This is a genomic window from Streptomyces sp. TG1A-60 (assembly GCF_037201975.1).
Taxonomy (GTDB): domain Bacteria; phylum Actinomycetota; class Actinomycetes; order Streptomycetales; family Streptomycetaceae; genus Streptomyces.
This window is the reverse complement of the sequence record NZ_CP147520.1, coordinates 6,996,779-7,022,707: the sequence shown is the minus strand read 5'-3', so window position 1 is coordinate 7,022,707 and position 25,929 is coordinate 6,996,779. Positions and strand designations below refer to the sequence as shown.

Genomic DNA, 25,929 nt, shown 5'->3' with positions numbered 1-25,929 from the left:
GCGGACAGAACCCCGCCGGCTCTTCACCGGCCGCTCGACGCCGACCACTCCCGCTGTGCCTCATCCCCACCGGGCACGTCCGCCCCGGCCGAACCCTTCGCCGGCGCGGACCACTGCGCGACGAACGCCCCCACCAGCACGGCCAGTCCCCCCATCATCTGCGGCGCGGACAGACTCTCCCCCAACAACACCCACGCCAACACCGTCGCGACGACCGCCTCAAGACACGCCACAACGCCCGCCACCGGCGGGGACAGCCGCCGCACAGCCATCACCCCGGTGATGTAGGCGAGCACCGTGGCGATCAGCACCACCCACCCGAGCAGCAACCACGCGGGGACCGGCGTCCCGTCCATCCGTGCCGTGCCCCTGAGCACGGACCAGTCCATCCCCCACGGGCGGGCCACCACCGTGAGCACCACCGCACCGACGAGCAACCCGTACGCGATGACCCCGAGCGGGTCCGGCGCCTCGCCACCCGCCTCGCTCCCCGGGTCGGACAGCACGAAATACCCCACCTGACAACAGGCCGCCCCGAGCGCCAGGAGCAACCCCACCACGTCGAAGCCGAGCCCCGCCCAGACCTCCACGACGCAGGCGAGGCCGCCGACAGCGAGGACGACCCCGACGGCGGCGGCGCGCGTCACCGGCCGCCGCTGTACGAACCGCACCCAGCCGAGGACGAGCGCCGGCCCCAGATACTCGACGAGGAGGGCGACCCCGACAGGGATCCGGGAGATCGAGGCGAAGTAGAAGGCCTGCACCCCGGCCACGGCCAGCAGCCCGAAGCCGGCGAGCAGCGCGGGCCGGCGGCGCACCAGATCCCGGTGGCGCACGGCCAGCGGCAGCATCACCAGCGCGGCACCGGCGACCCGCAGCCAGACGACGTGCAGCGGGTCGAGCCCCGCCTCGATCAGCGGCTTGGCCGCGGTGCCCGATCCGCCGAAGGCGACCGCGGACCCGAGAGCGAGCCCCAGACCGACACCCCGCCCGCGTTGCCCCTGACTCCCCTGAGACGTATGCACCGGCACATGATGACAGCAGACGACAGGAGCGTCATGTCGAATGACACCTGTCTCACCGGTCGGACCTCGGGCGGGCGCGGATCAACCGCCCGTTTCCCCGCCCACCACGTAGGCCTCGGTCCGCTCCTCGCCCGCCCTGGCGATCCGTCGCGCAACCACCCCCGCGTCGACGCCCACGTTCCCCAGCACCTCCACGGCCCGCGATCCGGCGGCCCCGACAAGCACCGCGAGCAGATCGACGCCGTGGGCCAGCCGCTCGCCGCGCCGCACGGCACGGTCGTACGCCTGGGTCATCGACCGGGCCGCCGCCGGCGACCAGCCGGGCGTGCCCGGCGCTCCCGGTACGGCACCGGCGTCCTCGACACCGATCCGCCAGCGCAGCCCGTAGCCGATGCTGCGCTGCACCAGATAGCCGAGCAGCCGGGCGACCTGCGGGCCGTCGAAGACGGCACGGACCTGGGGGTCGGACTCCAGGAGCGTGTGCAGCAGATGGGCCGTGTCGATCTGCCGGTCCCCGTCACGCAGCGCACGTCTGCGCGCGCCGGCGACCACCGAGGCCAGCTCATCGGTGAGTCTGCCCTCGATGTCCACGTGGTTGGGACCATGGTCTACGGCCGGCTGCCGGGGGATACGGGGTCGCACGTCCTCCACCCCATCAGTTCCGCCGACCCGCGTCGTCCACGACAGGAACCATCTTCGCGTCCCACACAGGTTGCGTATGGACGACGCCCGCCTCCTCCCTGCGGATGAGATCTCCCAGCGCACCCAAGGGGCGCGCGCCGCCTCGCCGTACGCCCTGCACGCAACCGCAACGCACCGGCGCTCGTCCCTCACGCATGGAGGGCAGGTGCTGGCTGACGGCCGAGTCCAGGTCTGGGCCCGTGCTTCGCAGGTCACCCGATCGTGAAGATCAAGCGGTCGTAGCTGATCGCTCGCCGGTCGGAACCGCAGCGGCGACAGCCGCCCTGCTCCGGCCCGGTCGAGATCGGACGCCGTCAGGCCGCTGCGGAGAACCCCTTTCGGAGACCGGCGAAGTCCAGGTCTAGGGTGCGGGAATGATCTCCGACAGCTACCTCTCCGAACTGTTCTCGCTGAACGGCCGCGTCGCCGTCGTGACAGGCGGCAGCTCCGGCATCGGCAAGGCCGTCGCCGGGGCGCTCGCACGGGCGGGGGCGGGCGTGGTGATCGTCGCGCGCAAGGAAGCGGAGCTGACCGCCACGGTCGGCGAGCTGACGGCGGACGGTTGCCGGGCCACCTGGGTGAGTGCCGACCTGGGCACCCGCGCCGGCGTGCGCGCGGCGGCGGAGCAGGCTGCCGAGGTGTTCGGCGAACCCGACATCCTCGTCAACAGCGCCGGGATCAATCTGCGTCCGCCGATGAACGAGCTGGGTGAGGAGGTGTGGGACGCCACGATGGCCGTGAACCTGGAGGCCCCCTTCCTGCTGGGCCAGCGGTTCGGGCCCGGCATGGCCGAGCGGGGCTACGGACGGATCATCCACATCACCTCCCAGCAGGCGCACCGGGCGTTCGTCCGGAGCGGCGCGTACGGGGTCTCCAAGGGGGCGCTGGAGTCACTGGCCCGCTCGCAGGCCGAAGAGTGGTCGCCCCACGGCGTCACCTGCAACACCCTGGTCCCCGGCTTCGTCCCGACCCCGCTCAACACACGGTTGTCGTCCGACCCGGAGAAGGTGGCGGCACTCGCCGCACGCACCCTGACCGGCCGCAACGGCCTGGTCGACGACTTCGCCGGAGCGGCGGTGTTCCTGGCCGGCCGCTCCGCCGGCTACATCACCGGCCAGGCGATCTTCGTCGACGGCGGATTCTCGGTCCACTAGCCTGACCGGGCGGCGCCCGCGTCGGCCTGCGAAAACCGGTCCACCACACCACGATTGGCCTTGGCCCGCCACTCCGCCGACCGCCTAGCGTCATGCCATGCGCATTCGTATCGTCGACGCCTTCACCGACCGCCCCTTCTCCGGGAACCCGGCCGGAGTCCTCCTCCTCGACGCCTTCCCGGACGACGCCTGGCTGCAGAACGTGGCCCGGGAGGTCAACCACGCCGAGACCGCGTTCGCCCACCCCCTCCCCGAGGGCGGCAAGGCCGACTGGGCACTGCGCTGGTTCACGCCCGTCGCCGAGGTGGCCATGTGCGGCCACGCCACACTGGCCACCGCGCACGTCCTGACCAGCACGAACGCCCACGAGGGCCCGGTACGGTTCGCCACCCGCAGCGGTGTCCTCATCGCCACACCCCGACCGGACGGCTCCCTCACCCTGGACTTCCCGACCGCACCCCTCACCCCGGTCCCCGTCCCGGACGGCACCGCCGGGGCCCTGGGCGCCGAGCCGCTCGGCGCCTTCGACACCGGCCCCGGCGTGGGCGACCTGCTGATCGAGCTCGCCGACGAGAAGACGGTCCTCGGCCTCGCCCCAGACCTGCGAGCCCTCGGCCGCTACTCCTTGCGCGGCATCATCACCACCGCGCGCGCCTCGGACCCCGCCGCCGGCCACGACTTCGTCTCGCGCTGCTTCTTCCCGAACATCGGCATCGACGAGGACCCGGTCACGGGCAGCGCCCACACCGCTCTCGCCCCCTTCTGGTCCGAACGCCTCGGCAGCCCCACCCTCACCGGCCTCCAGGCCTCCCCCCGCTCAGGCCTCGTCCGCACCGAACTCCGCGGCGACCGCACCCTGCTGACCGGCCGCGCGGTCACGGTCATCGACGGCGAACTGCTCACGCCGTAGGCAGCCACCCCACCTTCCCCGCCAGCAGCGCGTACCCGACGAACGCCCCGATGTCGAGCAGCGAGTGCGCCACGACCAGCGGGCCGACGCGCCCCCACCGCCGGTACAGGTAGACGAAGACCACGCCCATCACCATGTTCCCGATGAACCCGCCGATGCCCTGGTAGAGGTGGTACGAGCCGCGCAGCAGCGAGCTGGCGGCCAGCGCGCTGCCCGGTGACCAGCCCAACTGCTGAAGCCGGCGCAGCAGATACCCGACCACGATGACCTCTTCGAGGACCGAGTTCTGGATCGCGGAGAGAATCAGCACGGGGTACTTCCACCACACCGAGGGCAGCGCCTCCGGCACCACCGTGAGGTTGAAGCCGAGGCCCCGGGCCGCCAGGTAGAAGGCGATGCCGGTGCTGCCGATCACCGCGGCGACGACCGCACCCCGGCCGAGGTCGGGCCACGGCTTCGTACGGTCGAAGCCGAGCGTACGAAGCCCCGCGCCCTCGCGCAGCAGGAAGTGCGCGACCAGCACCACGGGCACCAGCGAGGTGGTGATCCCGAAGAGCTGCCACGCGAGGTCGAGCCAGGGCCGGCCCGGCGCGGCCGAGGCGTTCATGGTGGCCGCCTGGTCCTTCAGCCCGCCCGGCTTGGTGACCGATCCGATGAAGCTGATCAGCGCGGACACGCCGCTCGCGCCGAGCGAGAGCGCGAGCACCAGCAGTGCCTCGTCCCTCAGAATCCGTCGGCTCGGCCGCTCGCGCGGCAACGCGTCCTCCACCGACTCCGCCTGCCCCTGCACCCGCGCCTCCCGTAGTCCGGCCCCGCCGAGGGTCCATCATCACCCGCGGCGGTCCGGAGCCTTCCGGCGGCTTCCAGAATCTCTTCCTCGGTCCCGAGGGGGCGGCCCCTCAGCCCATCGGGACCGGCTCCGGCAGTCCGACCGGCCAGCTGTGCACCGGGTCCCCGGAGTGCATCAGCTCGCAGTACCGTCGTGTTGTGGCGGCCAGCGCCGCGTCCCGGCCGAGGCCCTTGGCCAACGCCCGGTGAAACGTTTCGACCTGCCAGGACGCCCCGTTGACCCGGCGCCGACAGCGCTCCTCGATCACCCCGAGGTAGAAGTCCCGGTCGACCGGCTCGACACCCCACGCGTCGAGGCCCGCCTCCGCGAGTGGCAGGAGCTCGTCCCGCACGAGGGTCACCGCGTCCACCGGCCCCACTGCGCCGTAGCGCCCGCGCGGCCACTGCAACCGCGCTTCGATGCCGTGCCGGCACGCCTCGTCGAAGTTGGCGGCGGCGGCCTCGAACGGCAGCCGCGTCCAGACGGGCCGCGACTCCTCGGCGAGGGCGCGTACGACCCCGTAGTAGAAGGCCGCGTTGGCGATCACGTCCGTGACGGTCGGCCCGGCGGGCAGCACGCGGTTCTCGACGCGCAGGTGCGGGACCCCGTCGGCGATGCCGTAGACGGGCCGGTTCCAGCGGTACACCGTGCCGTTGTGCAGGGTGAGTTCGGCGAGCTGGGGGACGCCGCCCGCGTCGAGGACACCGATCGGATCCTCGTCGTCGCAGATGGGCAGCAGCGCGGGGAAGAAGCGCAGGTTCTCCTCGAAGAGGTCGTACGCCGAGGAGACCCACCGCTCCCCGAACCAGGTACGCGGCCGTACGCCCTGGGCCTGGAGTTCGGGCGGCCGGGTGTCCGTGGACTGCTGGAACAGCGGCGGCCGGGACTCCCGCCACAGTTCGTGCCCGAACAGGAACGGCGAGTTGGCGCCGATGGCGACCTGTGCCGCGGCGACCGCCTGGGCCGCGTTCCACACATCGGCGAAGCGGCCCGGGGTGACCTGGAGGTGCAACTGCACGGAGGTGCAGGCGGCTTCGGGCGCGATCGACTTGGAGGTGCAGACGAGCCGCTCCACCCCGTCGATGTCGAGGGTGAAATCCTCACCGCGGGCGGCGACGATCTGATCGTTGAGCATGGCGTAGCGATCGTCGGCGGAGAGGTTCGAGGAGACCAGATCATCACGGTCGAGCGTGGGCAGAATGCCGATCATCACGATTCCCGCATCCAGCTCGCCCGCTTTCCGGTCGGCGTACGCGAGCGAGGTGCGCAGCTCCTCGGAAAGCTGGTCGAATACCCTGCCGCCCAGCCGGTGTGGAGCTATGTTGACTTCCAGATTGAACATGGCGAGTTCTGTTTGGAAATCTCGGCTCGCAATCCGCTCCAGTACTTGCGCATTCATCATTCTCGGCAGACCGTCGGCCCCGACGAGGTTCAGCTCGATCTCCACACCCATCAGGTTCTTGGGGCGGTCGAACCGCTTCTCCTCCAGTAGCCGCGCCAGTCCCGTCAGGCACTGCCGCAACTTGTCGCGGTAGTGCTGACGATCTGACAGGCCGAACGGTCCCGCCACGACCTTCTCCCCCATCGAAGTGTCCCTCCTCGGATGGGCAGGCCGACGAACCGGCCACTGCTGTCTCGGGTCCACGGATGATGATGCCCAGGCAGCGCCGCCGATAACGTCCCGCGCGCGACCTGCGCACGCTAGGCTGAGCGCGGTCACCTCCGACCATATGCACTCCGCGTGCTTCTGGCACATTCAGCAGGCAAGAATGAGCACGCGCTTTCCGTCCCGAAGCTTTCGTGAAAAGCGCCGACGAGAACCGGCCGTCCGCTACGGCACGGTAATCCGAGGTCACCGGCGCACCTCCGCGAGATAGCGAGATGACTCCCCCGTTACGGCGACCGGATACCGCCTTGCTCTTCATATCCGGGACAGCTAGCCGAAACCTCATCTGAACACGTGTCGTATAAACTCCGCAAACGAGGCTGAGAGCCGGCACTCGCGGTCCTCGGTCCTGCCGTCACGTCACGCGCGGCGGACCCTACCCACGCACCCGGACCCCGGGCACCCGTCTCTCCGATCCCCGAGAGCTGACAGCGCCGTCCGCCCCCGCCCTCGCGCCACCATGCCTGTCTACCGGAGAGGCGACCCACCATGCCGCTGCATGTCCCCCCGGCTCCAGCGCCCGCCCTGCGCACCGTCCTCATGGCACTCGGTTCTCCCACCGCCGTCCACGAGGCGCGAACCCCTTCCCTGAAGAACGCCCAGGGCCCCGCCACACCCGAGCTTCCCCTGCCCGTCCACGTCCTCGACCGGATCACCCCCGAGGGCACGGGCACCGCCCGGCTCACCGGATGGCGATTCCTGATCCGCTGCGGCGGCCGCGCCGCGGCAGCCGCCGAGACCCGGCTGACGCCCGACGGATGGGCGTTCTCGCACTTCTTCGAGGGCCCGTACATCACCTCCACCGAGCGTGCGCTGCGCCAGGCCGAGGTCATGCAGCAGCCCTACCAGCCACGGCTGCTGTCGGTGCCCGAGCTGTACATGCTCACGCTCTGGCTGCACGCCGACCCCACCGCCGACGGGGCCACCGGCGATCCGGCACCGGCCGACCTGCTGGTCCCGCTGGCACCCGCGCCGCCCGGGATCGCGGCCCACCGCCCGCACCGGGCCGCCGATCTCCTTCCGGTGCTGACCACCCGGTTGACGCCCGCACCGCTGCTGGGATCGCCGGCCTGAGTCCGGGGCCGCCTCGTCATCGGCACCGCCTGTGCCCGCTGCCGATATGTCGGCAGCGGGCACGTGCTTTCTCACTGTCCGCAATTCCCGCTCTTTCGGGCACCAACACGCTCGTACGAGCTATTCACACGCCCTCTCACCACCGGACTAGCCCCATCCGACCACGCAGAACCACCCGAAGGGACAGTGCAGTTGGGATGAACCGCCCGCACGGGTGACGCGTCATCAACCTGTGAGAAGCGGTGCTGCGAATTCCCTGCGGATTGACGCCCGGGGGGCAACACTGGGACCGGACCGATTTATCACAACGGGGGGCGGCCATGAACGAGGCTTCAAGCCGCGGGACAGACAACACAGCCATCTCAGACCACACGCCAGAGCGGAAGATCCCCACAACCATGTGCCAGCACCAGCCACTGTGCCCGACCGCCGAATCCGCCGACCGGGAGGGCGCCCGACTCATGGCGCACCACCCGGAGCAGGGATGGAGCCTGCTCTGCAACGGCGTTCTGCTCTTCGAGGACACCGGTGAGCTCCTGCCCGACGGCCGGATCATCGCACCGCACCGCCCGCTGGGCACCGACACGGTGATGACGGCCGCCTGAGCCGCACATACGTGCACACAGGGCAAACATCCCCGCACAGGGCGCCCGCCCGGACAGAGGAGGGGCCGGCCGGAGAACCACTCTCCGCACCGGCCCCGACGCGTGTCCGCGCGCGACTACTCTTCGTAGGCGTCCGGTGGCGGGCAGGAGCAGACCAGGTTCCGGTCGCCGAAGGCCTGGTCGATCCGGCGCACCGGCGGCCAGTACTTGTCGGCGGGCGAGCCCTCGGCCGGGAAGACGGCCTCCTCGCGCGTGTACGCGTGCTCCCACTCACCGCCGAGCGCGGACGCGGTGTGCGGCGCGTTCCGCAGTGGGTTGTCGTCCACGGGCCACTCGCCCGAGCCGACCTTCTCGATCTCGGCGCGAATCGCGATCATCGCGTCGCAGAACCGGTCCAGCTCCCTGAGATCCTCCGACTCGGTCGGCTCGATCATCAGCGTCCCGGCCACCGGGAACGACATCGTCGGCGCGTGGAAGCCGTAGTCGATCAGCCGCTTGGCGATGTCGTCGACGCTCACCCCGGTCGACTTGGTCAGCGGTCGCAGGTCGATGATGCACTCGTGCGCGACGAGCCCGGCCGGGCCGGTGTAGAGCACCGGGTAGTGCGATTCCAACCGCTTGGCGATGTAGTTGGCACTGAGCACGGCCACCTGAGTGGCCCGCTTGAGCCCCTCACCGCCCATGAGCCGGACGTACGCCCACGAGATCGGCAGGATGCCCGCGGAACCCCACGGCGCCGCCGAGATCGGACCCACGCCCGTCTCGGGCCCGGCCGCCGGCTGCATCGGGTGGTTCGGCAGATACGGCGCCAGGTGCTCACGCACCGCCACCGGACCGACGCCCGGCCCTCCGCCACCATGCGGGATGCAGAACGTCTTGTGCAGATTCAGGTGCGAGACGTCACCGCCGAAGCGGCCCGGCTTGGCGAGGCCCACCAGCGCGTTGAGGTTGGCGCCGTCGACGTACACCTGACCGCCCGCGTCGTGCACCTGCGCGCAGATGTCGGCCACGTGCTCCTCGAACACACCGTGCGTCGAGGGGTACGTGATCATCAGGACGGCCAGCTCGTCGCGGTACTGCTCGATCTTGGCCCGCAGATCCTCGACCTCGATCTCGCCGTCCTCGGCGGTCTTCACGACGACGACCTTCATGCCCGCCATGACGGCGCTCGCGGCGTTGGTGCCGTGCGCGGAGGACGGGATGAGGCACACGGTCCGCTGCTCGTCCCCCTGGGCCCGGTGGTACCCGCGTACGGCGAGCAGCCCGGCCAGTTCCCCCTGCGAGCCCGCGTTCGGCTGCAACGACACCTTGTCGTACCCGGTGGCCTCCGCCAGCCGCTCCTCCAGCTCACGAATGAGCGTGAGGTACCCCTGCACCTGCCCGGCGGGCGCGAACGGGTGCAGCTGCCCGAACTCGGGCCAGGTCACCGGCTCCATCTCGGTGGTCGCGTTGAGCTTCATCGTGCACGAGCCCAGCGGGATCATGCCCCGGTCCAGCGCGTAGTCCCGGTCGGCGAGACGGCGCAGGTAGCGCAGCATCGCTGTCTCGGAGCGGTACTCGTGGAACACGGGGTGCGTCAGATACTCGTCGGAGCGCAGCAGCGCCTGAGGCAGCGTGTCCGCAGCGGCGGCGTCGAGCGCCTCGACGTCCCCCTCCACCCCGCACGCGGTCCACACGGCGCCCAGCCGAGCCCGCGTCGTGGTCTCGTCGCAGGAGATCGACACCAGGTCTGCGTTCACGAGGTGCAGGTTCACGCCATGTTCCCGAGCGGCGGCCACGACCTCCGCGGCCCGCCCCGGTACCCGCACGGTGAGCGTGTCGAAGTACGCCCCGTGCACGACCTCGACCCCGCCCGCCGCGAGCCCCGCGGCGAGTACCGAGGCGTACCGATGCGTACGCCGGGCGATGGTCCGCAGCCCCTCCGGCCCGTGGTACACGGCGTACATGCCTGCCATCACGGCGAGCAGCACCTGGGCCGTACAGATGTTGCTGGTCGCCTTCTCCCGGCGGATGTGCTGCTCCCGCGTCTGCAGGGCGAGCCGGTACGCCTTGTGCCCGTCCGCGTCCACGGAAACCCCTACGAGCCGCCCGGGCAGACTGCGCGCGAACTTCTCCCGCACGGCCATGTAGCCCGCGTGCGGCCCACCGAAGCCCATCGGCACACCGAACCGCTGGGTGGTCCCCACCGCGATGTCGGCGCCCAGCTCACCGGGCGAGACCAGCAGCGTGAGGGCGAGCAGATCGGCGGCGACGGTGACGAGCGCCCCGAGCTCGTGCGCCTGCTCGATGACCGGCTTGAGATCGCGTACGGCACCGGAGGCGCCCGGGTACTGCAGCAGCACACCGTTGATCTCGCGCTCGGCGATGTCGGACGGGATCCCGGCGCTGAGGTCGGCGACGACGACCTCGACCCCGGTCGGCTCGGCACGGGTCTCGATCACGGCGATCGTCTGCGGCAGCGCGTCCGCGTCGACGAGGAAGAGCCCCTTCTTGTTCTTCCCCATGCGCCGCGACAACGCCATGGCCTCGGCGGCGGCGGTGCCCTCGTCGAGCAGCGAGGCCCCTGAGGTGGGCAGCCCGGTGAGATCGGCGACCACCGTCTGGAAGTTGAGCAGCGCCTCGAGCCGCCCCTGGGAGATCTCCGGCTGATACGGCGTATAGGCCGTGTACCAGGCCGGATTCTCCATGACATTCCGCAGGATCACGGGCGGTGTGAACGTCCCGTGGTACCCGAGGCCGATCATCGAGCCGAGAACCTGATTGCGATCGGCGAGCGAACGCAGCTCGGCGAGAACCTCGGCCTCGGTGCGCGCGCCCGGCAGGTCCAGCGCCTCGGCGTTCTTGATCACGTCCGGGACGGCGGCGGCTGTCAGCTCGTCGAGCGAGCCGTATCCGAGGTGGGCGAGCATCTTGGCCCGGGCCTCGATGTCCGGGCCGATGTGGCGCCGCTCGAAGGGGATTCCCTGTTCGAGTTCGGAGAGCGGAGTGCGATGGGCGGTCATTGCGGAGGCCTCCTGGTCTGACACGACCTTCGAGGGGCACCACGGCGCGGGTGCCCGTACGGCCTCCCCCTCTGTCATCTCGACCTGAGAGCTTCACCGGTCCAGGTACGGCCCGGTTTTCACCGTCGGTGAGAGCGGAAGCCGTGACACCCGCCCTGCTTTCCAGAGTGACCTCGTCCGTGCGGTACGTGGGCCTGAGAGATTCCGGGGAGGATTTGCTCCTTCGGCGCCTCCGGATGGTGTCCGGAGGACTCTCCCGCACGGGGTCAGCAGCCGCTGCCAGCGTATCAGCGCGGTCGACGCACGAGTCTTCGAGTGGCCGCCTTCTCGAAAGTGCCTTTTCGTAGTGGTGAGAGATGATTCGCGACCCCTCTCCGACCACTTGGAGGGCCCGTGCAGACCGACATCGATCCCCGCAACCTGATCGGCCGCAAGGCGTTCGACCGCAAGGGCACCAAGATCGGCACCGTCGACGAGGTCTATCTCGACGACGCGACCGGCCTCCCCGAGTGGGCCGCGATACGCATGGGTCTCTTCGGCCGCGACGCGTTCGTCCCCCTGGAGCCCAGCGAACTCGTCGAAGGCTCCCTCCGCGTCCCCTTCGACCGCGCCCTCATCAAGGACGCCCCCGACTTCGGCGTGGGCCGCCACCTCTCCCCGGAACAAGAACTCCAGCTCTACCACCACTACGGCCTCGACATTGCCCCACCGCTCCCGCCGGACCACGACTTCGGCCACATAGCAGGCCACGACGACCCCTGACGCCCGCGCCGAACCCCGCGGCCCTCTCACCCACACCCGACCTGCGCCCCGCCGACCGAGGACCACCCCCATCACTCCTTCGCCGCGCCCCTCGCTCCGGCTGCCTTCGCCCCGGCACTCTCGTCCCCACCTCGCCACGATCTTCGCCTCGGCGTCCTCACGCCCCCTTCGGTCCCTCTCGCCCGCTCTCCCGTCCGCTCGCGACCGACCCTGTCGTCCTTCGCGTGGTCGGCCGCCGCCCCGCCTCGCCGCTCTCCGTCACTCCCGCACAACGCAGCTCGACCACAACGGCGACCGGCGACGCCCCCCAGCGGCCTCAGCCCCTCACCCCACCTCGCAGCGACAGGGGCTCGGCCGGTTCCAGCCCGGGATCGTCCGTCCTGAACGTCCGCACCCACCCGGGCTCCACATCGTCGGGCGTCTCGAACCGTACGGTCACCCGCCCGAGTCCACTGCCCTGCACCCACCCGTGCCCGTACTCGACATGCCTCACGTCATGACCGGCTCTCCACTGCCGCTCGCCACCCGCGCTCTCCTCCGCCACGGGCGCCTGAGCAGCCACGGCCGTCGCTTCCTCCTCCGCAAGATCCGACTCCCCCGCCGCTTGGGCGAACAGGTCCTCCTGCGTGTAGTCGGCGAGCCCGCTGACCCCCACTCCGAGCAACCGCACCCCACCCGTCGTGTCCACGCTCCCCAGCAACCGCGCTGCGGCCTCCCGCACGACGGCCGGGTCGTCCGTAGGTCCCCGCAGCGTCTCGGACCGGGTCAGCGTCGAAAAGTCGTACCGCCGCACCTTCAGCACGATCGTGCGCCCCGACAGCCCGGCTCCCCTCAGCCGCCGCACGCACCGGTCCGCCAGCCGCTGCACCTCCATCCGGACCCGCACCCGGTCATGGATGTCCACGTCATACGTGTCCTCCACCGACACCGACTTCGTGTCCCGCTCGGCCATCACCGCCCGGTCGTCACGCGCCAGCGCCATCGCGTACAGCCCGTGCCCGTGTGCCTTCCCCAGCAGCCGTACGACCTCGTCCTCTCCCGCCTCCACGATCTCCTCGACCGTGGTGATCCCGGACCGCCGCAGATGGTCCCCGGTCGCCGGACCCACCCCCGGCAGGATCCGCACGGACATCGGCCCCAACAACGCCCGTTCCGAACCGGGCTCGATCAGCACGAGACCATCCGGCTTGGCCTGCTCGGACGCGATCTTCGCGATCATCTTGGAGGCCGCGAGCCCCACGGACCCCGTCAGCCCGGTCACCGCCCGTATGTCCACACGCAACCGCGCCCCCGCCAGCCGCGCCGACTCGTCGTCCCAGGCCGCTCCCCCGGCCTCCAGGTCCACGAACGCCTCGTCCAGGCTCAACGGCTCCACCAGCGGTGACAGCGCGCGCAGCAACCCCATGACCTGATCGCTGATCGTCCGGTAGAACGTGAAGCGCGGCGTGAGGTACGCGGCATTCGGCGCGAGTCGGCGCGCCTGCGCCATGGGCATCGCCGAATGCACCCCGAAGACCCGCGCCTCGTACGAGGCGGTCGCGACCACCCCTCGTGGCCCGAGCCCGCCCACGATCACGGCCTTCCCGCGCAGACTCGGCTTGGATGCCTGCTCCGCCGAGGCGTAGAAGGCATCCATGTCGAGATGCAGGATCGTGGGCGCGGTTCTCACATCTCCGATGCTGCCCTACGCCACTGACAATGCCCCTGTACGGCCGAGATCCTCAGACTGCGCGGTTGCGCCGCCGCGCCAGCTCGTCCGCCGGATTGCTGCCCATCAGCGTCTCTCCCGTGTCGACCCGCTCTCCGTGCAGCTGCGAGAGAGCGCTTTCCACGTCACGCCAGACCACCCCAACGGCGATCCCGAAAATCCCCTGGCCGCCTTGGAGGAGAGCGTGGACCTCGTCGGGCGAGGTGCACTCGTAGACTGTCGCCCCGTCGCTCATCAGCGTCATCCGCTCCAGATCGCTGAAGCCCCGCTCCCGCAGGTGCTGAACGGCGGTGCGGATGTTCTGCAGCGACACTCCCGTGTCGAGGAACCGTTTCACGATCTTCAGGACGACAACGTCCCGGAAGCTGTAGAGGCGCTGTGTCCCGGAGCCATGGGCAGGCCGCACGCTCGGCTCCACGAGGCCGGTGCGGGCCCAGTAGTCGAGCTGCCGGTAGGTGATGCCTGCGGCGGCACACGCGGTGGGTCCGCGATAGCCGACGTTCTCGTGCGGCTCGGACTCGGCCGCCGCGCTGTCCTGCACTGCCATGGGCCGCTGCGGGACATGACCGGCCGCGCTGTCGTGAAGCGGGTACGGGCCGCCGTTCTGCCCCAGCCTGCGTCCGGGGGCACCCCCAGCCGTACCGTCGCCGCTGCTTCTCACGCCGACCTCCGTCCTTGACCTGCCTTCTCGACGGTAGGCAGCCACCAGGGGTGCGTCAACGACCGCCGCACTCGCCACGCCGAGTGATAATCACCCTGAGAGTGGTTTCCCGTGCCCTCCCGCGGGGAAAGGCTAGCCGAATGCGCTCGACCGGAACCGTCTGACAACGCACTGATCCTTGGCAAGTGCCGAGGACTCGAATTCGCCGCCCCGCGCCCAGCCACAACCGAAGAGACCGCCGATCCGCGCCCTCCTCGGCCCCGCACACCCGCTGGCCGCCTCAGGGCCACGGCCCCGGCCGCGGCGCACAACGGCCGTGCGACGGCGACCTTGGCCTCACTGGCTGTTGGTACCGAAGTCCTCGGGCGAGATCTGATCGAGGAACTCGCGGAACTTCTCCACCTCGTCCTCCTGCTCGTCCGGGATCGCGATGCCCGCATCGTCGAGCACCCCGTCACTGCCGAAGATCGGCGTCCCGGTACGCAGCGCCAGCGCTATGGCGTCGGAGGGGCGGGCACTCACCTCGACTCCGCTGGCGAACACCAGCTCCGCGTAGAACACGCCCTCACGCAGGTCGGTGATGCGCACTTCCGTGAGCTCCTGGCCGACGGCCTCCAGCACGTCCTTGAACAGGTCATGGGTCAGCGGTCGCGCGGGCGCCATGCCCTGCTGGGCGAAAGCGATCGCCGTCGCCTCCCCCGGCCCGATCCAGATGGGGAGGTAACGGTCGCCTCCCACTTCGCGCAGGAGCACGATCGGTTGGTTGGAGGGCATTTCCACCCGGACACCTACGACATCGAGCTCGTTCACACAGCAACCCTAGGCCGTGCTCGGGATGTTTGGGTAGTCGGGCACAGATCGGTCGGCCGATCCGCCACAGGCGAACACCGCGCCTCAGCGGAGCCGTACCCCCAGCGCGCTCTGCACGAGCGTGGCGTGCAGCTTGACCGTGAGCCCCGCCAGCTCCCTCGTACGGTCCTCCGCATGCGCCCTGGTCTGCGGATTGCGGTGGCGGCGCAGAGGCGCCACGACCTGATCGACGAGTCCGGCCTCACGGTCGGCTGCTGCCCGCATCACCCTCAGATGCCGGGGCTCGATACCGAACCGCCCCAGTTCCACCACAAGCGTGGCGACAGTGAGGGCCTCGGCGTCGTACGACCCGTCCGGCAGCGGGGTCACGAGCCCGTACGACTCCCACTCGGCCAGCTGCTCCTCGTCGATCCCGGCGCCGGCGACAAGTTCGGTGCGTCCGATCCGGGCGGCCGTCGGCTCCTCGGGCTCCCCGAAGAGTTCACTCAGCCGCTCTCCGTCACCGGCGTCACGCTGGCGCCCCACCGCCGGCAGACGGACGTCCTCGCCCCGTTCCAGCGCCTCCAGATACTCACGGATCACCTTGAGCGGCAGGTAGTGGTCCCGCTGCATCCTGAGGACGTGCCCGAGGCGCTCGACGTCGTCGGCACTGAACTTGCGATACCCCGAGGGGGCCCGCTGTGGCTCGACGAGCCCCTCCGACTCCAGGAAACGGATCTTGGAGATCGTGACTTCGGGGAACTCCTCGCGCAGCGCGTTCAGCACCGCTCCGATGCTCATCAGGCCACTGTCCGCGGCGGTGGCGCCGTGGTCGGCACCACCGCTCGTTGTTCGAAGCATGGACCTTCCCTCGGGGCCTCCCCCGGACGGAGTCCGGGGGAGGGTCAGTAGCCTCGCTGGCTCGCGTAGAAGACCAGCCGGTACTTGCCGATCTGCACTTCGTCGCCGTTGTGCAGGGCGACCTGGTCGATCCGCTCACGGTTGACGTACGTCCCGTTCAGGCTGCCGACGTCGGCGACCGTGAACGAGCCGTCCTGGCCGCGACGGAACTCCACGTGGCGACGCGACACGGTCACGTCGTCCAGGAAGATGTCGCTCTGCGGGTGACGGCCCGCCGTGGTCAGATCACTGTCCAGCAGGAAGCGACTGCCAGCGTTCGGACCACGACGCACGACCAGGAGCGCCGAGCCGAGCGGCAGCGCGTCCACGGCGGCCTGAGCCTCGGGGGAGAGCGCCGGCAGCTGGGTCTGGCCGGTGACCTCGGAGTCATAGGCCTCAAGGCCGGAGATGGAGATCGTGGAGGTCGTCTCGGACGGACGCTCGGCCGCCGTGCCGGCCCGCAGCGGAGCACCGCAGTTCGAGCAGAAGCGGCTGTTTTCCGCGTTGCGGTTACCGCACCTCGTACACACCAGGGCCGACATCGACGGATCCTCCTGCCGCGGCTGCCCCTCCGGGGCGTGGGACGCGTACGGGTCGGAAGTAAATTCTCCACCCGTACTTGAGGTTGACGGTTCCCCGAAACCTATGCGGCCGGACTGGGCAGGGTCAACAGACGGCGCGCCCTGACCTCCGGAAATGCCACCTCCCGGACCAGCGACCTGGTCCCGGAACAGCGGGCGCTCACCGCCCTGCCCCTCCGCTTCCGAAGGCTGCGCGCGATGGCGGGAGGTCGCATTGTCGCTGTCCTCTCGCGCGCTCTTGCCGAACAACTTCGCAAACAACTTCACGGGCGATTCCCCTTGACCGAAACAGACCCGCCCGTGGGGCAGGACGAACCCTGACTGAACACACCGGCCGAGCCGGACAACCTCACAACGTCCGTATCCACCAGACAGTTTCCACCACGCACCACCCGTTCGGTGCGCCGACCCCCCGCAACCTCATGCCCTCGCCGGACGGCCCCCATGCACCCGCGGTTCACTGGGAGGACGACCGAGCGTAGTCAGGCCGCTTCGCCGCTCGCAAGGCGTCCACGACGATCTTCTCCGCCCGCCGCACGGTCACGGTGGCCTGCTCCTTCTCCAGTCTCTGCACCACGCCTCCGGGGATGTTCAGTGCGGGCTCGAGGTCCTGCGGGTTGCCGATGACCTTGAAACGAAAGGGCTGGGTGATCTTGTTCCCGTCGACGCTGATTCCCCCGCCGGAATCGGTCAGATAGGTGCCGGCGACGACCCGCACGCCGTTCACCTGGATCGCCTCCGCGCCGGCCGCGCGCAGCTCCTGGATCGCGTCGAGCAACATGTCCGCCTCGACCGTCCCCTTCGTGTCGTTGATCGTCAGTGTGATGCCGGGTCCCTGCGCCGCCACCGTGCCCGCCAGAATGCCGAGTTGCCTCTCCTTCTCCACCGTCTGCCTGCGTGCCTCCTCGGCCTGGTCCGAGCTGTTCTCCAGTTCGGTGCGCTGATCCTCCAGACCCTGCTTTTCCTCCTCCAGACGCTGAGTACGGTCATCCAGTTCATCGAGGATGCGTACGAGGTCTTCCTGGCGTGCTCCCCGCAGCACGCTGTCGTCGTTGTTGGAGGCCACCTGGATGGCCAGCCCGAAGCCGAGGCCGAACAGCAGGAGAGCGACGATGAGTTGGGCACGGGTGAAGCGCGGCGGCCACAGCCCCTGGGCCAGCCGCTGCCGCCCGGTCAGCTGGTTCCTCTCCCCCGGCCGGGCCTCACCGGGCTCCTCGGCGGCCTCGGAGGGCACCTCCTGGGGGAGTTCGCGGCGCAGCCGTGCCGTCGGTGTGTCCTCCTGTCCCCCGCCCTGACCCAGCTTCGGTTCCGGCGTCTCTTCGCGCTCGTTCATCGGCCTCACGCCCGGAACACGTGCCGGCGGATCGCCGCGGCATTGGAGAAGATGCGGATGCCAAGGACGACCACGACGCCCGTGGACAGTTGCGCGCCGACGCCCAACTTGTCGCCGAGGAAGACGATCAGGGCGGCCACGACCACGTTCGACAGGAAAGACACGACGAAGACCTTGTCGTCGAAGATGCCGTCCAGCATCGCCCGCAGACCACCGAAGACGGCGTCCAGGGCCGCCACCACGGCGATGGGAAGGTACGGCTCGACCACCGCCGGTACCTCGGGCCGGACCAACAGTCCGGCCACGACTCCGAGGACGAGGCCCAGTACGGCGATCACGATGTGCCCTTCTCTGTGCTGGGTACTGCGGTTCGTACGATCACGCTCGGCGCGGCCGGCACCTTGATGTCGTCCTCGACGGAGATGCCCGTCCGGATGCCGAAGTTCTCCTGGAGAGCATGCAGGTACAACCCGTCGGGGCTGTTCTGGAACCTGGTGCTCAGCCGCTGCCCGTCGCCCACGGCGAGGACCGTGTAGGGCGGTGCCAGCGGCTTGTTGTCGACCAGTATCGCGTCGCCCGCGGCCCGGATCGCCGACAGCGCGGTGAGCCGCTGCCCGTTGATCGAGATGGCCTCGGCACCCGACTGCCACAGCCCGTTGACGACCCGCTGCATGTCCCGGTCACGCACCCGGCCGGTGTCCGAGAACCCGGACGCCTCACGGGGGTCGCCGTCACCGCCCTGGCCGGCGCCCTTGGAGTCGTTGACGACGAGCTTCAGGCCGGGGCCGTGCACCGCGACGGCGCCCGCCAAAACTCCCACGAGATCGTTCGCGTCGCTGCCGCCGTCGTCCTTGAGAGCCTTCCGCTGCCGTGCGCTCACCTCCTCACGGAGGTGGTCCACGGAGCCTTCGAGCTCGTTCGCGACAGCGGTCTCCTCCTGGATGCGGTCGATGAGCTCCTCGCGCTCCTTGGCGACCACGGGAGCGCTTATCCGCGCCTGCGCCGCGCCCACCGTCACCACCAGGGCGGCGAACACGAGACCGACCGCGAGGCCCAGCTTGGCCCGTAGTGTCTTCGGCATGCCGGTGGTGCCTGCGGCCTTCTTGCGGGCGGCGGCTTGCGCGTACCCGTCGTCGAGGCTGTGGTCCATGACGTTGGTGAGCAGCGACATGGAGGCGTCCGGACGCGCCGGGCGCGAGGCAGTGCTCCGAACGGGGGGCTGCTGCGGCATGCCGCACATCGTCGCACGTCGCGACCACTACCACCGAATGGCCCCACCGGCATGCCGGACAGGCCCCGTTGGGGCCTGTCCGGCATGCGCGCGTGCGGGGTGGTTCAGCGGCCGGCGCTGTCCACGACCGCGGACCACTCGTCGAGCAGGGCCTGCGCGGAGGCGTCGTCCGGCCCTTCGGCCCACAGATGGGTGACGGCCTCGGCCGGGTCCGGCAGGACCATCACCCACCGCCCGTCGGTCTCCACCACCCGCACACCGTCGGTCGTGTCGACGAAGCGCTCCCCGGCCGCCTCCACGACCCGGCGCATCACCAGCCCCTTGACCGCCCACGGAGTGGCGAGGTCCCGCTTGAGGACATGCGCCCGGGGAATCCGCGCGTCGATCTGGCTGAGGGTGAGCTGCGTCCGCGCCACCAGACCGATGAGCCGTACGAAGGCCGCGGTCCCGTCGAACACGCTGCTGAACTCCGGCACGATGAAACCACCGCGGCCGTCACCGCCGAAGATGGTCGTCTCGTCACCGCCGACCCGTGTGAGGTCGTCCGGCGAAGTGGTCGTCCACTCGACCTGAGTGCCGTGGTATGCCGCGACCTGCTCGGCGATCCTCGTGGTGGTCACCGGCAGCGCCACCCGCCCGCTGCGCCGCTCCGCGGCCACCAGGTCGAGCATCACCAGCAGGGCCCGGTCGTCCTCGACGATCCGCCCCTTCTCGTCGACGAGCGACAGCCGTTCACCGACAGGGTCGAAGCGCACACCGAACGCGGCCCGCGAGGAGGCCACGATCTCGCCCAGCCGCACCAGTCCTGAGCGCCGCATGTCGCCCGTTTCCGTCGGCCGCGACTCGTCGAGACCGGGGTTGATCGTCAACGAGTCGACGCCCAACTTGCCGAGGAGACTCGGCAGCACGAGCCCCGCGCTGCCATTGGAGGCGTCCACGACGACCTTGAGCCCCGACTCGGCGATCCCCGTCGTGTCGACGTTCCGCAGCAACGATCCGGTGTACGAGTCGAAGACACTGGCCGGAAAATGCAGGTCCCCGATCTCCCCCGGGAACGCGCGCCGGTACTCCTGCCGCGCGAACACCCGGTCCAGCTTCCGCTGACTGGCCTGCGACAGGTCGGCACCCTGCCCGTCGAAGAACATGATGTCGACCGAGTCCGGAACCCCGGGCGTCGTCCGGATCATGATCCCGCCGGCACTCCCCCGCGCGGTCTGCTGCCGTGCGACCGGCAGCGGTACGTTCTCCAGATCCCGTACGTCGATGGCGCTGGCCTGGAGCGCCGAGATGACCGCCCGCTTCAGCGCACGGGCGCCTCGGGAGTGGTCGCGGGCCGTGGTGACCGTGGAGCCCTTCTTGAGCGTCGTGGCGTACGCTCCCGCGAGCCTCACGGCCAGCTCGGGGGTGATCTCCACGTTCAGGATGCCGGACACGCCGCGGGCGCCGAACAGATGCGCCTGCCCTCGGGACTCCCAGATCACCGACGTGTTGACGAAGGCGCCGGCCTCGATCGTCTTGAAGGGATAGACGCGCACGTTCCCCTGGATGATCGATTCTTCGCCGACGAGGCACTCGTCGCCGATCACCGCTCCGTCCTCGATCCGCGCGGCCCGCATGATGTCGGTGTTCTTGCCGACCACACATCCGCGCAGATTGCTGTGCTGCCCGATGTAGACGTTGTCGTGGACCACGGCCTTGTGGAGGAAGGCCCCGCTCTTCACCACGACGTTCGAGCCCACGACGGTGTGCTCACGGATCTCGACACCGGCCTCGACCTTGGCGTAGTCCCCGATGTACAGCGGACCACGCAGCACGGCGTCAGGATGCACCTCGGCACCTTCGGCAATCCACACGCCCGGGGAGAGTTCGAAGCCGTCGAGTTCGACGTCGACCTTGCCTTCCAGGACGTCGGCCTGAGCCTTCACATAGCTCTCGTGGGTGCCGACGTCCTCCCAGTAGCCTTCGGCGACATAGCCGTAGACCGGCTTGCCCTCCTTCATCAGCTGCGGGAAGACGTCACCGGACCAGTCGACGGGTACATCGGCCTCGACGTAGTCGAAGACCTCGGGCTCCATCACATAGATGCCCGTGTTCACCGTGTCGGAGAAGACCTGTCCCCACGTCGGCTTCTCCAGGAACCGCTCGACCTTACCTTCCTCGTCCACGATGGTGATACCGAATTCCAGCGGGTTCGGCACCCGTGTCAGACACACGGTGACGAGCGCACCCTTTTCCTTGTGGAAATTGATGAGCTCCGTGAGGTCGAAGTCCGTGAGGGCATCGCCGGAGATGACGAGGAACGCATCGTCCTTCAGCGCTTCCTCGGCGTTCTTGACGCTCCCGGCGGTACCGAGTGGCTTCTCCTCATTGGCATAGGTGAGCTCCATCCCGAGCTCCTCGCCGTCGCCGAAGTAGTTCTTGACGAGTGACGCCAGGAACTGGACAGTAACGACGGTCTCATTGAGCCCATGCCTTTTGAGCAGCCTCAGCACGTGCTCCATGATCGGGCGGTTCGCCACGGGCAGGAGCGGCTTGGGCATGCTCGAGGTCATGGGGCGAAGGCGTGTGCCTTCACCTCCGGCCATCACGACGGCCTTCATGTCGGAAGCGTCCTCCTTGAAGAGACGACGGTCTGGCCGACTTCACCCGTCCAGATTGTCCCGCGCTTTTCCAACGCGGGCCATCGAGCCACTACCGCCGCTCAATCTGGCGGGCTCAATCGGCCATGGCGTCCGCACTGACGAGTCGGCGGACCTGAACCACGTAGAGGATCCCTGCCCACCAGTACAGAGTTGTACCCCATCCGGCGAACGCCCATCCGAAAATGGCAGCGAGTGACGAGATCCATCCACTTCCGTCACTGAGCAGCAGCAACGGGAAGGCACACATCAAGTTGAAGGTAGCCGCCTTCCCCAGGAAGTTCACCTGCGGCGGCGGATAGCCGTGCCGCCGCAGGATGCCCACCATCGCCAGCAGAACCAGCTCTCGCAAGAGCAGTGCAGCGGTCAACCAGAATGGCAGAATCTCGCGCCAGGTGAGGCCCACCAAGGTCGACAGAATGTACAGTCTGTCGGCCGCGGGATCGAGGAGCCGGCCAAGGCTGCTGATCTGGTTCCAGCGCCGCGCCAGCTTGCCGTCCAGATAGTCACTGACGCCGCTGAGAGCGAGCACCAGGAGCGCCCAGCCGTCGGCCTTGGGGCCGCCGAACTCGGGCCAGAGAATCAGCCACAGGAAGACGGGCACGCCAACGAGCCGCGCCATGCTGAGGATGTTCGGGATGGTGAGGACCCGGTCCGTCTGGACCCGGGTCTCCTGGACGTCCACCCGGGAGCCTCCTGTGGGAAATGAGCGAACGATGCCCCCTGACCCTACCTCAACGCAAAAAGCTCTGGCTCTTGGGCATCGCGCCCAAGAGCCAGAGCTCTAAAAGGAGTTCGGCGGCGTCCTACTCTCCCACAGGGTCCCCCCTGCAGTACCATCGGCGCTGTAAGGCTTAGCTTCCGGGTTCGGAATGTAACCGGGCGTTTCCCTCACGCTATGACCACCGAAACACTATGAAACAGTCAACCGCACCGCCGTGACCATGGCGGGGTTGTTCGTGGTTTCAGAACCAACACAGTGGACGCGAGCAACTGAGGACAAGCCCTCGGCCTATTAGTACCGGTCAGCTTCACCCATTACTGGGCTTCCACATCCGGCCTATCAACCCAGTCGTCTACTGGGAGCCTTAACCCCTCAGAGGGGGTGGGAGTCCTCATCTCGAAGCAGGCTTCCCGCTTAGATGCTTTCAGCGGTTATCCCTCCCGAACGTAGCCAACCAGCCATGCCCTTGGCAGGACAACTGGCACACCAGAGGTTCGTCCGTCCCGGTCCTCTCGTACTAGGGACAGCCCTTCTCAAGACTCCTACGCGCACAGCGGATAGGGACCGAACTGTCTCACGACGTTCTAAACCCAGCTCGCGTACCGCTTTAATGGGCGAACAGCCCAACCCTTGGGACCGACTCCAGCCCCAGGATGCGACGAGCCGACATCGAGGTGCCAAACCATCCCGTCGATATGGACTCTTGGGGAAGATCAGCCTGTTATCCCCGGGGTACCTTTTATCCGTTGAGCGACGGCGCTTCCACAAGCCACCGCCGGATCACTAGTCCCGACTTTCGTCCCTGCTCGACCCGTCGGTCTCACAGTCAAGCTCCCTTGTGCACTTACACTCACCACCTGATTACCAACCAGGCTGAGGGAACCTTTGGGCGCCTCCGTTACTCTTTGGGAGGCAACCGCCCCAGTTAAACTACCCATCAGACACTGTCCCCGATCCGGATCACGGACCCGGGTTAGACATCCAGCACGACCAGACTGGTATTTCAACGACGACTCCACAACCACTGGCGTGGCTGCTTCAAAGTCTCCCAGCTATCCTACACAAGCCGAACCGAACACCAATATCAAACTGTAGTAAAGGTCCCGGGGTCTTTCCGTCCTGCTGCGCGAAACGAGCATCTTTACTCGTAGTGCAATTTCACCGGGCCTATGGTTGAGACAGTCGAGAAGTCGTTACGCCATTCGTGCAGGTCGGAACTTACCCGACAAGGAATTTCGCTACCTTAGGATGGTTATAGTTACCACCGCCGTTTACTGGCGCTTAAGTTCTCAGCTTCGCCCACCCGAAAGTGAGCTAACCGGTCCCCTTAACGTTCCAGCACCGGGCAGGCGTCAGTCCGTATACATCGCCTTACGGCTTCGCACGGACCTGTGTTTTTAGTAAACAGTCGCTTCTCGCTGGTCTCTGCGGCCACCCCCAGCTCGAGGAGCAAGTCCTCTCACCAGTGATGGCCCCCCTTCTCCCGAAGTTACGGGGGCATTTTGCCGAGTTCCTTAACCATAGTTCACCCGAACGCCTCGGTATTCTCTACCTGACCACCTGAGTCGGTTTAGGGTACGGGCCGCCATGAAACTCGCTAGAGGCTTTTCTCGACAGCATAGGATCATCCACTTCACCACAATCGGCTCGGCATCAGGTCTCAGCCACATGTACGACGGATTTACCTGTCGCACGGCCTACACCCTTACCCCGGGACAACCACCGCCCGGGATGGACTACCTTCCTGCGTCACCCCATCACTCACCTACTGCAGGTCTGGTCCGTCGGCTCCACCACTCCCCTTTGCCCGAAGGCTCCGGGACGGCTTCACGGACTTAGCATCGCCTGGTTCAATGTTTGACGCTTCACAGCGGGTACCGGAATATCAACCGGTTATCCATCGACTACGCCTGTCGGCCTCGCCTTAGGTCCCGACTTACCCTGGGCAGATCAGCTTGACCCAGGAACCCTTAGTCAATCGGCGCAAACGTTTCTCACGTTTGTATCGCTACTCATGCCTGCATTCTCACTCGTGAACCGTCCACAACTCGCTTCCGCGGCTGCTTCACCCGGCACACGACGCTCCCCTACCCATCACAGCCGCCGTTGGGCGTACATGCTGCAATGACACGACTTCGGCGGTACGCTTGAGCCCCGCTACATTGTCGGCGCGGAATCACTAGACCAGTGAGCTATTACGCACTCTTTCAAGGGTGGCTGCTTCTAAGCCAACCTCCTGGTTGTCTCTGCGACTCCACATCCTTTCCCACTTAGCGTACGCTTAGGGGCCTTAGTCGATGCTCTGGGCTGTTTCCCTCTCGACCATGGAGCTTATCCCCCACAGTCTCACTGCCGCGCTCTCACTTACCGGCATTCGGAGTTTGGCTAAGGTCAGTAACCCGGTAGGGCCCATCGCCTATCCAGTGCTCTACCTCCGGCAAGAAACACACGACGCTGCACCTAAATGCATTTCGGGGAGAACCAGCTATCACGGAGTTTGATTGGCCTTTCACCCCTAACCACAGGTCATCCCCCAGGTTTTCAACCCTGGTGGGTTCGGTCCTCCACGACCTCTTACAGCCGCTTCAACCTGCCCATGGCTAGATCACTCCGCTTCGGGTCTTGAGCGTGCTACTGAAACGCCCTGTTCGGACTCGCTTTCGCTACGGCTACCCCACTCGGGTTAACCTCGCAACACACCGCAAACTCGCAGGCTCATTCTTCAAAAGGCACGCAGTCACGAGACAAGCACACGTGCTTGTCCGACGCTCCCACGGCTTGTAGGCACACGGTTTCAGGTACTATTTCACTCCGCTCCCGCGGTACTTTTCACCATTCCCTCACGGTACTATCCGCTATCGGTCACCAGGGAATATTTAGGCTTAACGGGTGGTCCCGCCAGATTCACACGGGATTTCTCGGGCCCCGTGCTACTTGGGTGTCTCTCAAACGAGCCGTTCATGTTTCAGCTACGGGGGTCTTACCCTCTACGCCGGACCTTTCGCATGTCCTTCGCCTACATCAACGGTTTCTCACTCGTCTCACAGCCGGCAGACTGTGAAAGAGAGATCCCACAACCCCGTATACGCAACCCCTGCCGGGTCTCACACGCATACGGTTTGGCCTCATCCAGTTTCGCTCGCCACTACTCCCGGAATCACGGTTGTTTTCTCTTCCTGCGGGTACTGAGATGTTTCACTTCCCCGCGTTCCCTCCACTTGCCCTATGTGTTCAGGCAAGGGTGACAGCCCATGACGACTGCCGGGTTTCCCCATTCGGACACCCCCGGATCAAAGCCTGGTTGACGACTCCCCGGGGCCTATCGTGGCCTCCCACGTCCTTCATCGGTTCCTGGTGCCAAGGCATCCACCGTGCGCCCTTAAAAACTTGGCCACAGATGCTCGCGTCCACTGTGCAGTTCTCAAACAACGACCAACCACCCATCACCCCGAACCAGAGCGGTCCGAGTGCACTGGGGCCGGCACTGAAGGCAGCCATACGGCCATACCCTCAGACACCCAACAGCGTGCCCGACACGATCAGTCGATGAGCTTCGCGTTCCACGCCGAAGCAGTACTAACGCTCTCACCCATACTGAACCGTGCCGAATAATCAACGTTCCACCCATGAGCAACCAGCATCAGACGTTCGCTGA

Annotated in this window: 20 protein-coding genes, 2 rRNA genes and 1 riboswitch; of the genes, 5 read left to right on the top strand and 17 right to left on the bottom strand. The window is 67.8% G+C overall.

Features of this window, described 5'->3' with window-relative positions; translation table 11 throughout:
- Positions 1 to 23: 23 nt before the first annotated feature.
- Together WBG99_RS30780 and WBG99_RS30775 are read right to left on the bottom strand one after the other, a co-directional pair.
- Entirely contained in the window at positions 24 to 1,031 is a 1,008-nt protein-coding gene (locus WBG99_RS30780; protein WP_338899450.1) for an EamA family transporter, read from the bottom strand.
- Between the two features lie 75 nt (positions 1,032 to 1,106).
- On the bottom strand, positions 1,107 to 1,667 hold the full coding sequence (locus tag WBG99_RS30775; protein ID WP_338899449.1) for a Clp protease N-terminal domain-containing protein: 561 nt from the start codon (positions 1,665 to 1,667) through the stop codon (positions 1,107 to 1,109).
- Positions 1,668 to 2,080: 413 nt separating this feature from the next.
- On the opposite strand from WBG99_RS30775, the gene WBG99_RS30770 reads away from it, so the two are divergent.
- Both WBG99_RS30770 and WBG99_RS30765 read left to right on the top strand, forming a co-directional pair.
- The gene (locus tag WBG99_RS30770) at positions 2,081 to 2,860 is read left to right on the top strand and encodes an SDR family oxidoreductase (protein ID WP_338899448.1); all 780 of its coding nucleotides are present in this window, start codon (positions 2,081 to 2,083) and stop codon (positions 2,858 to 2,860) included.
- 97 nt (positions 2,861 to 2,957) lie between these two features.
- A complete protein-coding gene (locus WBG99_RS30765; RefSeq protein WP_338899447.1) occupies positions 2,958 to 3,770 on the top strand; it encodes a PhzF family phenazine biosynthesis protein in 813 nt (270 codons plus the stop codon).
- On the opposite strand, the gene WBG99_RS30760 is transcribed toward WBG99_RS30765, so the two are convergent.
- Together WBG99_RS30760 and WBG99_RS30755 are read right to left on the bottom strand one after the other, a co-directional pair.
- Positions 3,760 to 4,560 carry a type II CAAX endopeptidase family protein gene (locus tag WBG99_RS30760; protein WP_338899446.1) on the bottom strand — a complete coding sequence of 267 codons (801 nt, stop codon included), beginning with the start codon at positions 4,558 to 4,560 and terminating at the stop codon, positions 3,760 to 3,762. The two genes, WBG99_RS30765 and WBG99_RS30760, sit on opposite strands and share 11 nt — an antisense overlap.
- Positions 4,561 to 4,669: 109 nt before the next feature.
- Entirely contained in the window at positions 4,670 to 6,184 is a 1,515-nt protein-coding gene (locus WBG99_RS30755; protein ID WP_338899445.1) for a glutamate--cysteine ligase, read from the bottom strand.
- A gap of 570 nt (positions 6,185 to 6,754) precedes the next feature.
- On the opposite strand from WBG99_RS30755, the gene WBG99_RS30750 reads away from it, so the two are divergent.
- Positions 6,755 to 7,339 (top strand): hypothetical protein, encoded by a 585-nt coding sequence (locus WBG99_RS30750; protein WP_338899444.1) that lies wholly within the window; start codon positions 6,755 to 6,757, stop codon positions 7,337 to 7,339.
- A gap of 398 nt (positions 7,340 to 7,737) precedes the next feature.
- On the top strand, positions 7,738 to 7,944 hold the full coding sequence (locus WBG99_RS30745) for a DUF5999 family protein (protein WP_338899443.1): 207 nt from the start codon (positions 7,738 to 7,740) through the stop codon (positions 7,942 to 7,944).
- 116 nt (positions 7,945 to 8,060) lie between these two features.
- Here the strand turns inward: WBG99_RS30745 and gcvP are convergent, their stop codons facing one another.
- Positions 8,061 to 10,946: an aminomethyl-transferring glycine dehydrogenase gene (gene gcvP / locus WBG99_RS30740; protein WP_338899442.1), complete on the bottom strand. Its 2,886-nt coding sequence runs from the start codon at positions 10,944 to 10,946 to the stop codon at positions 8,061 to 8,063.
- Positions 10,947 to 11,118: 172 nt separating this feature from the next.
- A riboswitch (glycine riboswitch) is annotated at positions 11,119 to 11,215 on the bottom strand.
- Positions 11,216 to 11,339: 124 nt separating this feature from the next.
- Between gcvP and WBG99_RS30735 the strand changes: the two genes are divergently transcribed.
- Complete coding sequence (locus WBG99_RS30735; protein WP_338899441.1) at positions 11,340 to 11,708, top strand: PRC-barrel domain-containing protein; 369 nt, start codon at positions 11,340 to 11,342, stop codon at positions 11,706 to 11,708.
- 316 nt (positions 11,709 to 12,024) lie between these two features.
- Here the strand turns inward: WBG99_RS30735 and WBG99_RS30730 are convergent, their stop codons facing one another.
- The 12 genes from WBG99_RS30730 to WBG99_RS30675 all read right to left on the bottom strand — a co-directional run bounded on the left by WBG99_RS30730 (position 12,025) and on the right by WBG99_RS30675 (position 25,667).
- The gene (locus WBG99_RS30730) at positions 12,025 to 13,377 is read right to left on the bottom strand and encodes a DNA polymerase IV (RefSeq protein ID WP_338899440.1); all 1,353 of its coding nucleotides are present in this window, start codon (positions 13,375 to 13,377) and stop codon (positions 12,025 to 12,027) included.
- 52 nt (positions 13,378 to 13,429) lie between these two features.
- A complete protein-coding gene (locus WBG99_RS30725) occupies positions 13,430 to 14,077 on the bottom strand; it encodes a MerR family transcriptional regulator (protein ID WP_338899439.1) in 648 nt (215 codons plus the stop codon).
- Between the two features lie 336 nt (positions 14,078 to 14,413).
- Complete coding sequence (locus WBG99_RS30720) at positions 14,414 to 14,887, bottom strand: bifunctional nuclease family protein (protein ID WP_005475662.1); 474 nt, start codon at positions 14,885 to 14,887, stop codon at positions 14,414 to 14,416.
- Positions 14,888 to 14,971: 84 nt separating this feature from the next.
- Positions 14,972 to 15,727, bottom strand: coding sequence for a MerR family transcriptional regulator (locus WBG99_RS30715; RefSeq protein WP_338899438.1), 756 nt, complete (start codon positions 15,725 to 15,727; stop codon positions 14,972 to 14,974).
- A 44-nt stretch (positions 15,728 to 15,771) separates the two neighbouring features.
- On the bottom strand, positions 15,772 to 16,722 hold the full coding sequence (locus WBG99_RS30710; RefSeq protein WP_338900535.1) for an FHA domain-containing protein: 951 nt from the start codon (positions 16,720 to 16,722) through the stop codon (positions 15,772 to 15,774).
- An 82-nt stretch (positions 16,723 to 16,804) separates the two neighbouring features.
- Positions 16,805 to 17,680, bottom strand: a complete 876-nt coding sequence (locus WBG99_RS30705) for a DUF881 domain-containing protein (protein ID WP_338899437.1) — start codon at positions 17,678 to 17,680, stop codon at positions 16,805 to 16,807.
- Between the two features lie 5 nt (positions 17,681 to 17,685).
- Entirely contained in the window at positions 17,686 to 18,018 is a 333-nt protein-coding gene (locus WBG99_RS30700; RefSeq protein WP_009343209.1) for a small basic family protein, read from the bottom strand.
- Positions 18,015 to 18,920, bottom strand: coding sequence for a DUF881 domain-containing protein (locus WBG99_RS30695; protein WP_338899434.1), 906 nt, complete (start codon positions 18,918 to 18,920; stop codon positions 18,015 to 18,017). Before WBG99_RS30695 ends, WBG99_RS30700 begins: the two co-directional genes overlap by 4 nt.
- A 95-nt stretch (positions 18,921 to 19,015) precedes the next feature.
- The gene (locus WBG99_RS30690; RefSeq protein ID WP_338899433.1) at positions 19,016 to 21,511 is read right to left on the bottom strand and encodes a mannose-1-phosphate guanyltransferase; all 2,496 of its coding nucleotides are present in this window, start codon (positions 21,509 to 21,511) and stop codon (positions 19,016 to 19,018) included.
- 115 nt (positions 21,512 to 21,626) lie between these two features.
- Positions 21,627 to 22,235 carry a CDP-alcohol phosphatidyltransferase family protein gene (locus WBG99_RS30685; protein ID WP_338899432.1) on the bottom strand — a complete coding sequence of 203 codons (609 nt, stop codon included), beginning with the start codon at positions 22,233 to 22,235 and terminating at the stop codon, positions 21,627 to 21,629.
- A gap of 108 nt (positions 22,236 to 22,343) precedes the next feature.
- Positions 22,344 to 22,460 (bottom strand): 5S ribosomal RNA (rrf, locus tag WBG99_RS30680).
- Positions 22,461 to 22,545: 85 nt separating this feature from the next.
- Positions 22,546 to 25,667 (bottom strand): 23S ribosomal RNA (locus tag WBG99_RS30675).
- Between the last annotated feature and the right edge of the window lie 262 nt (positions 25,668 to 25,929).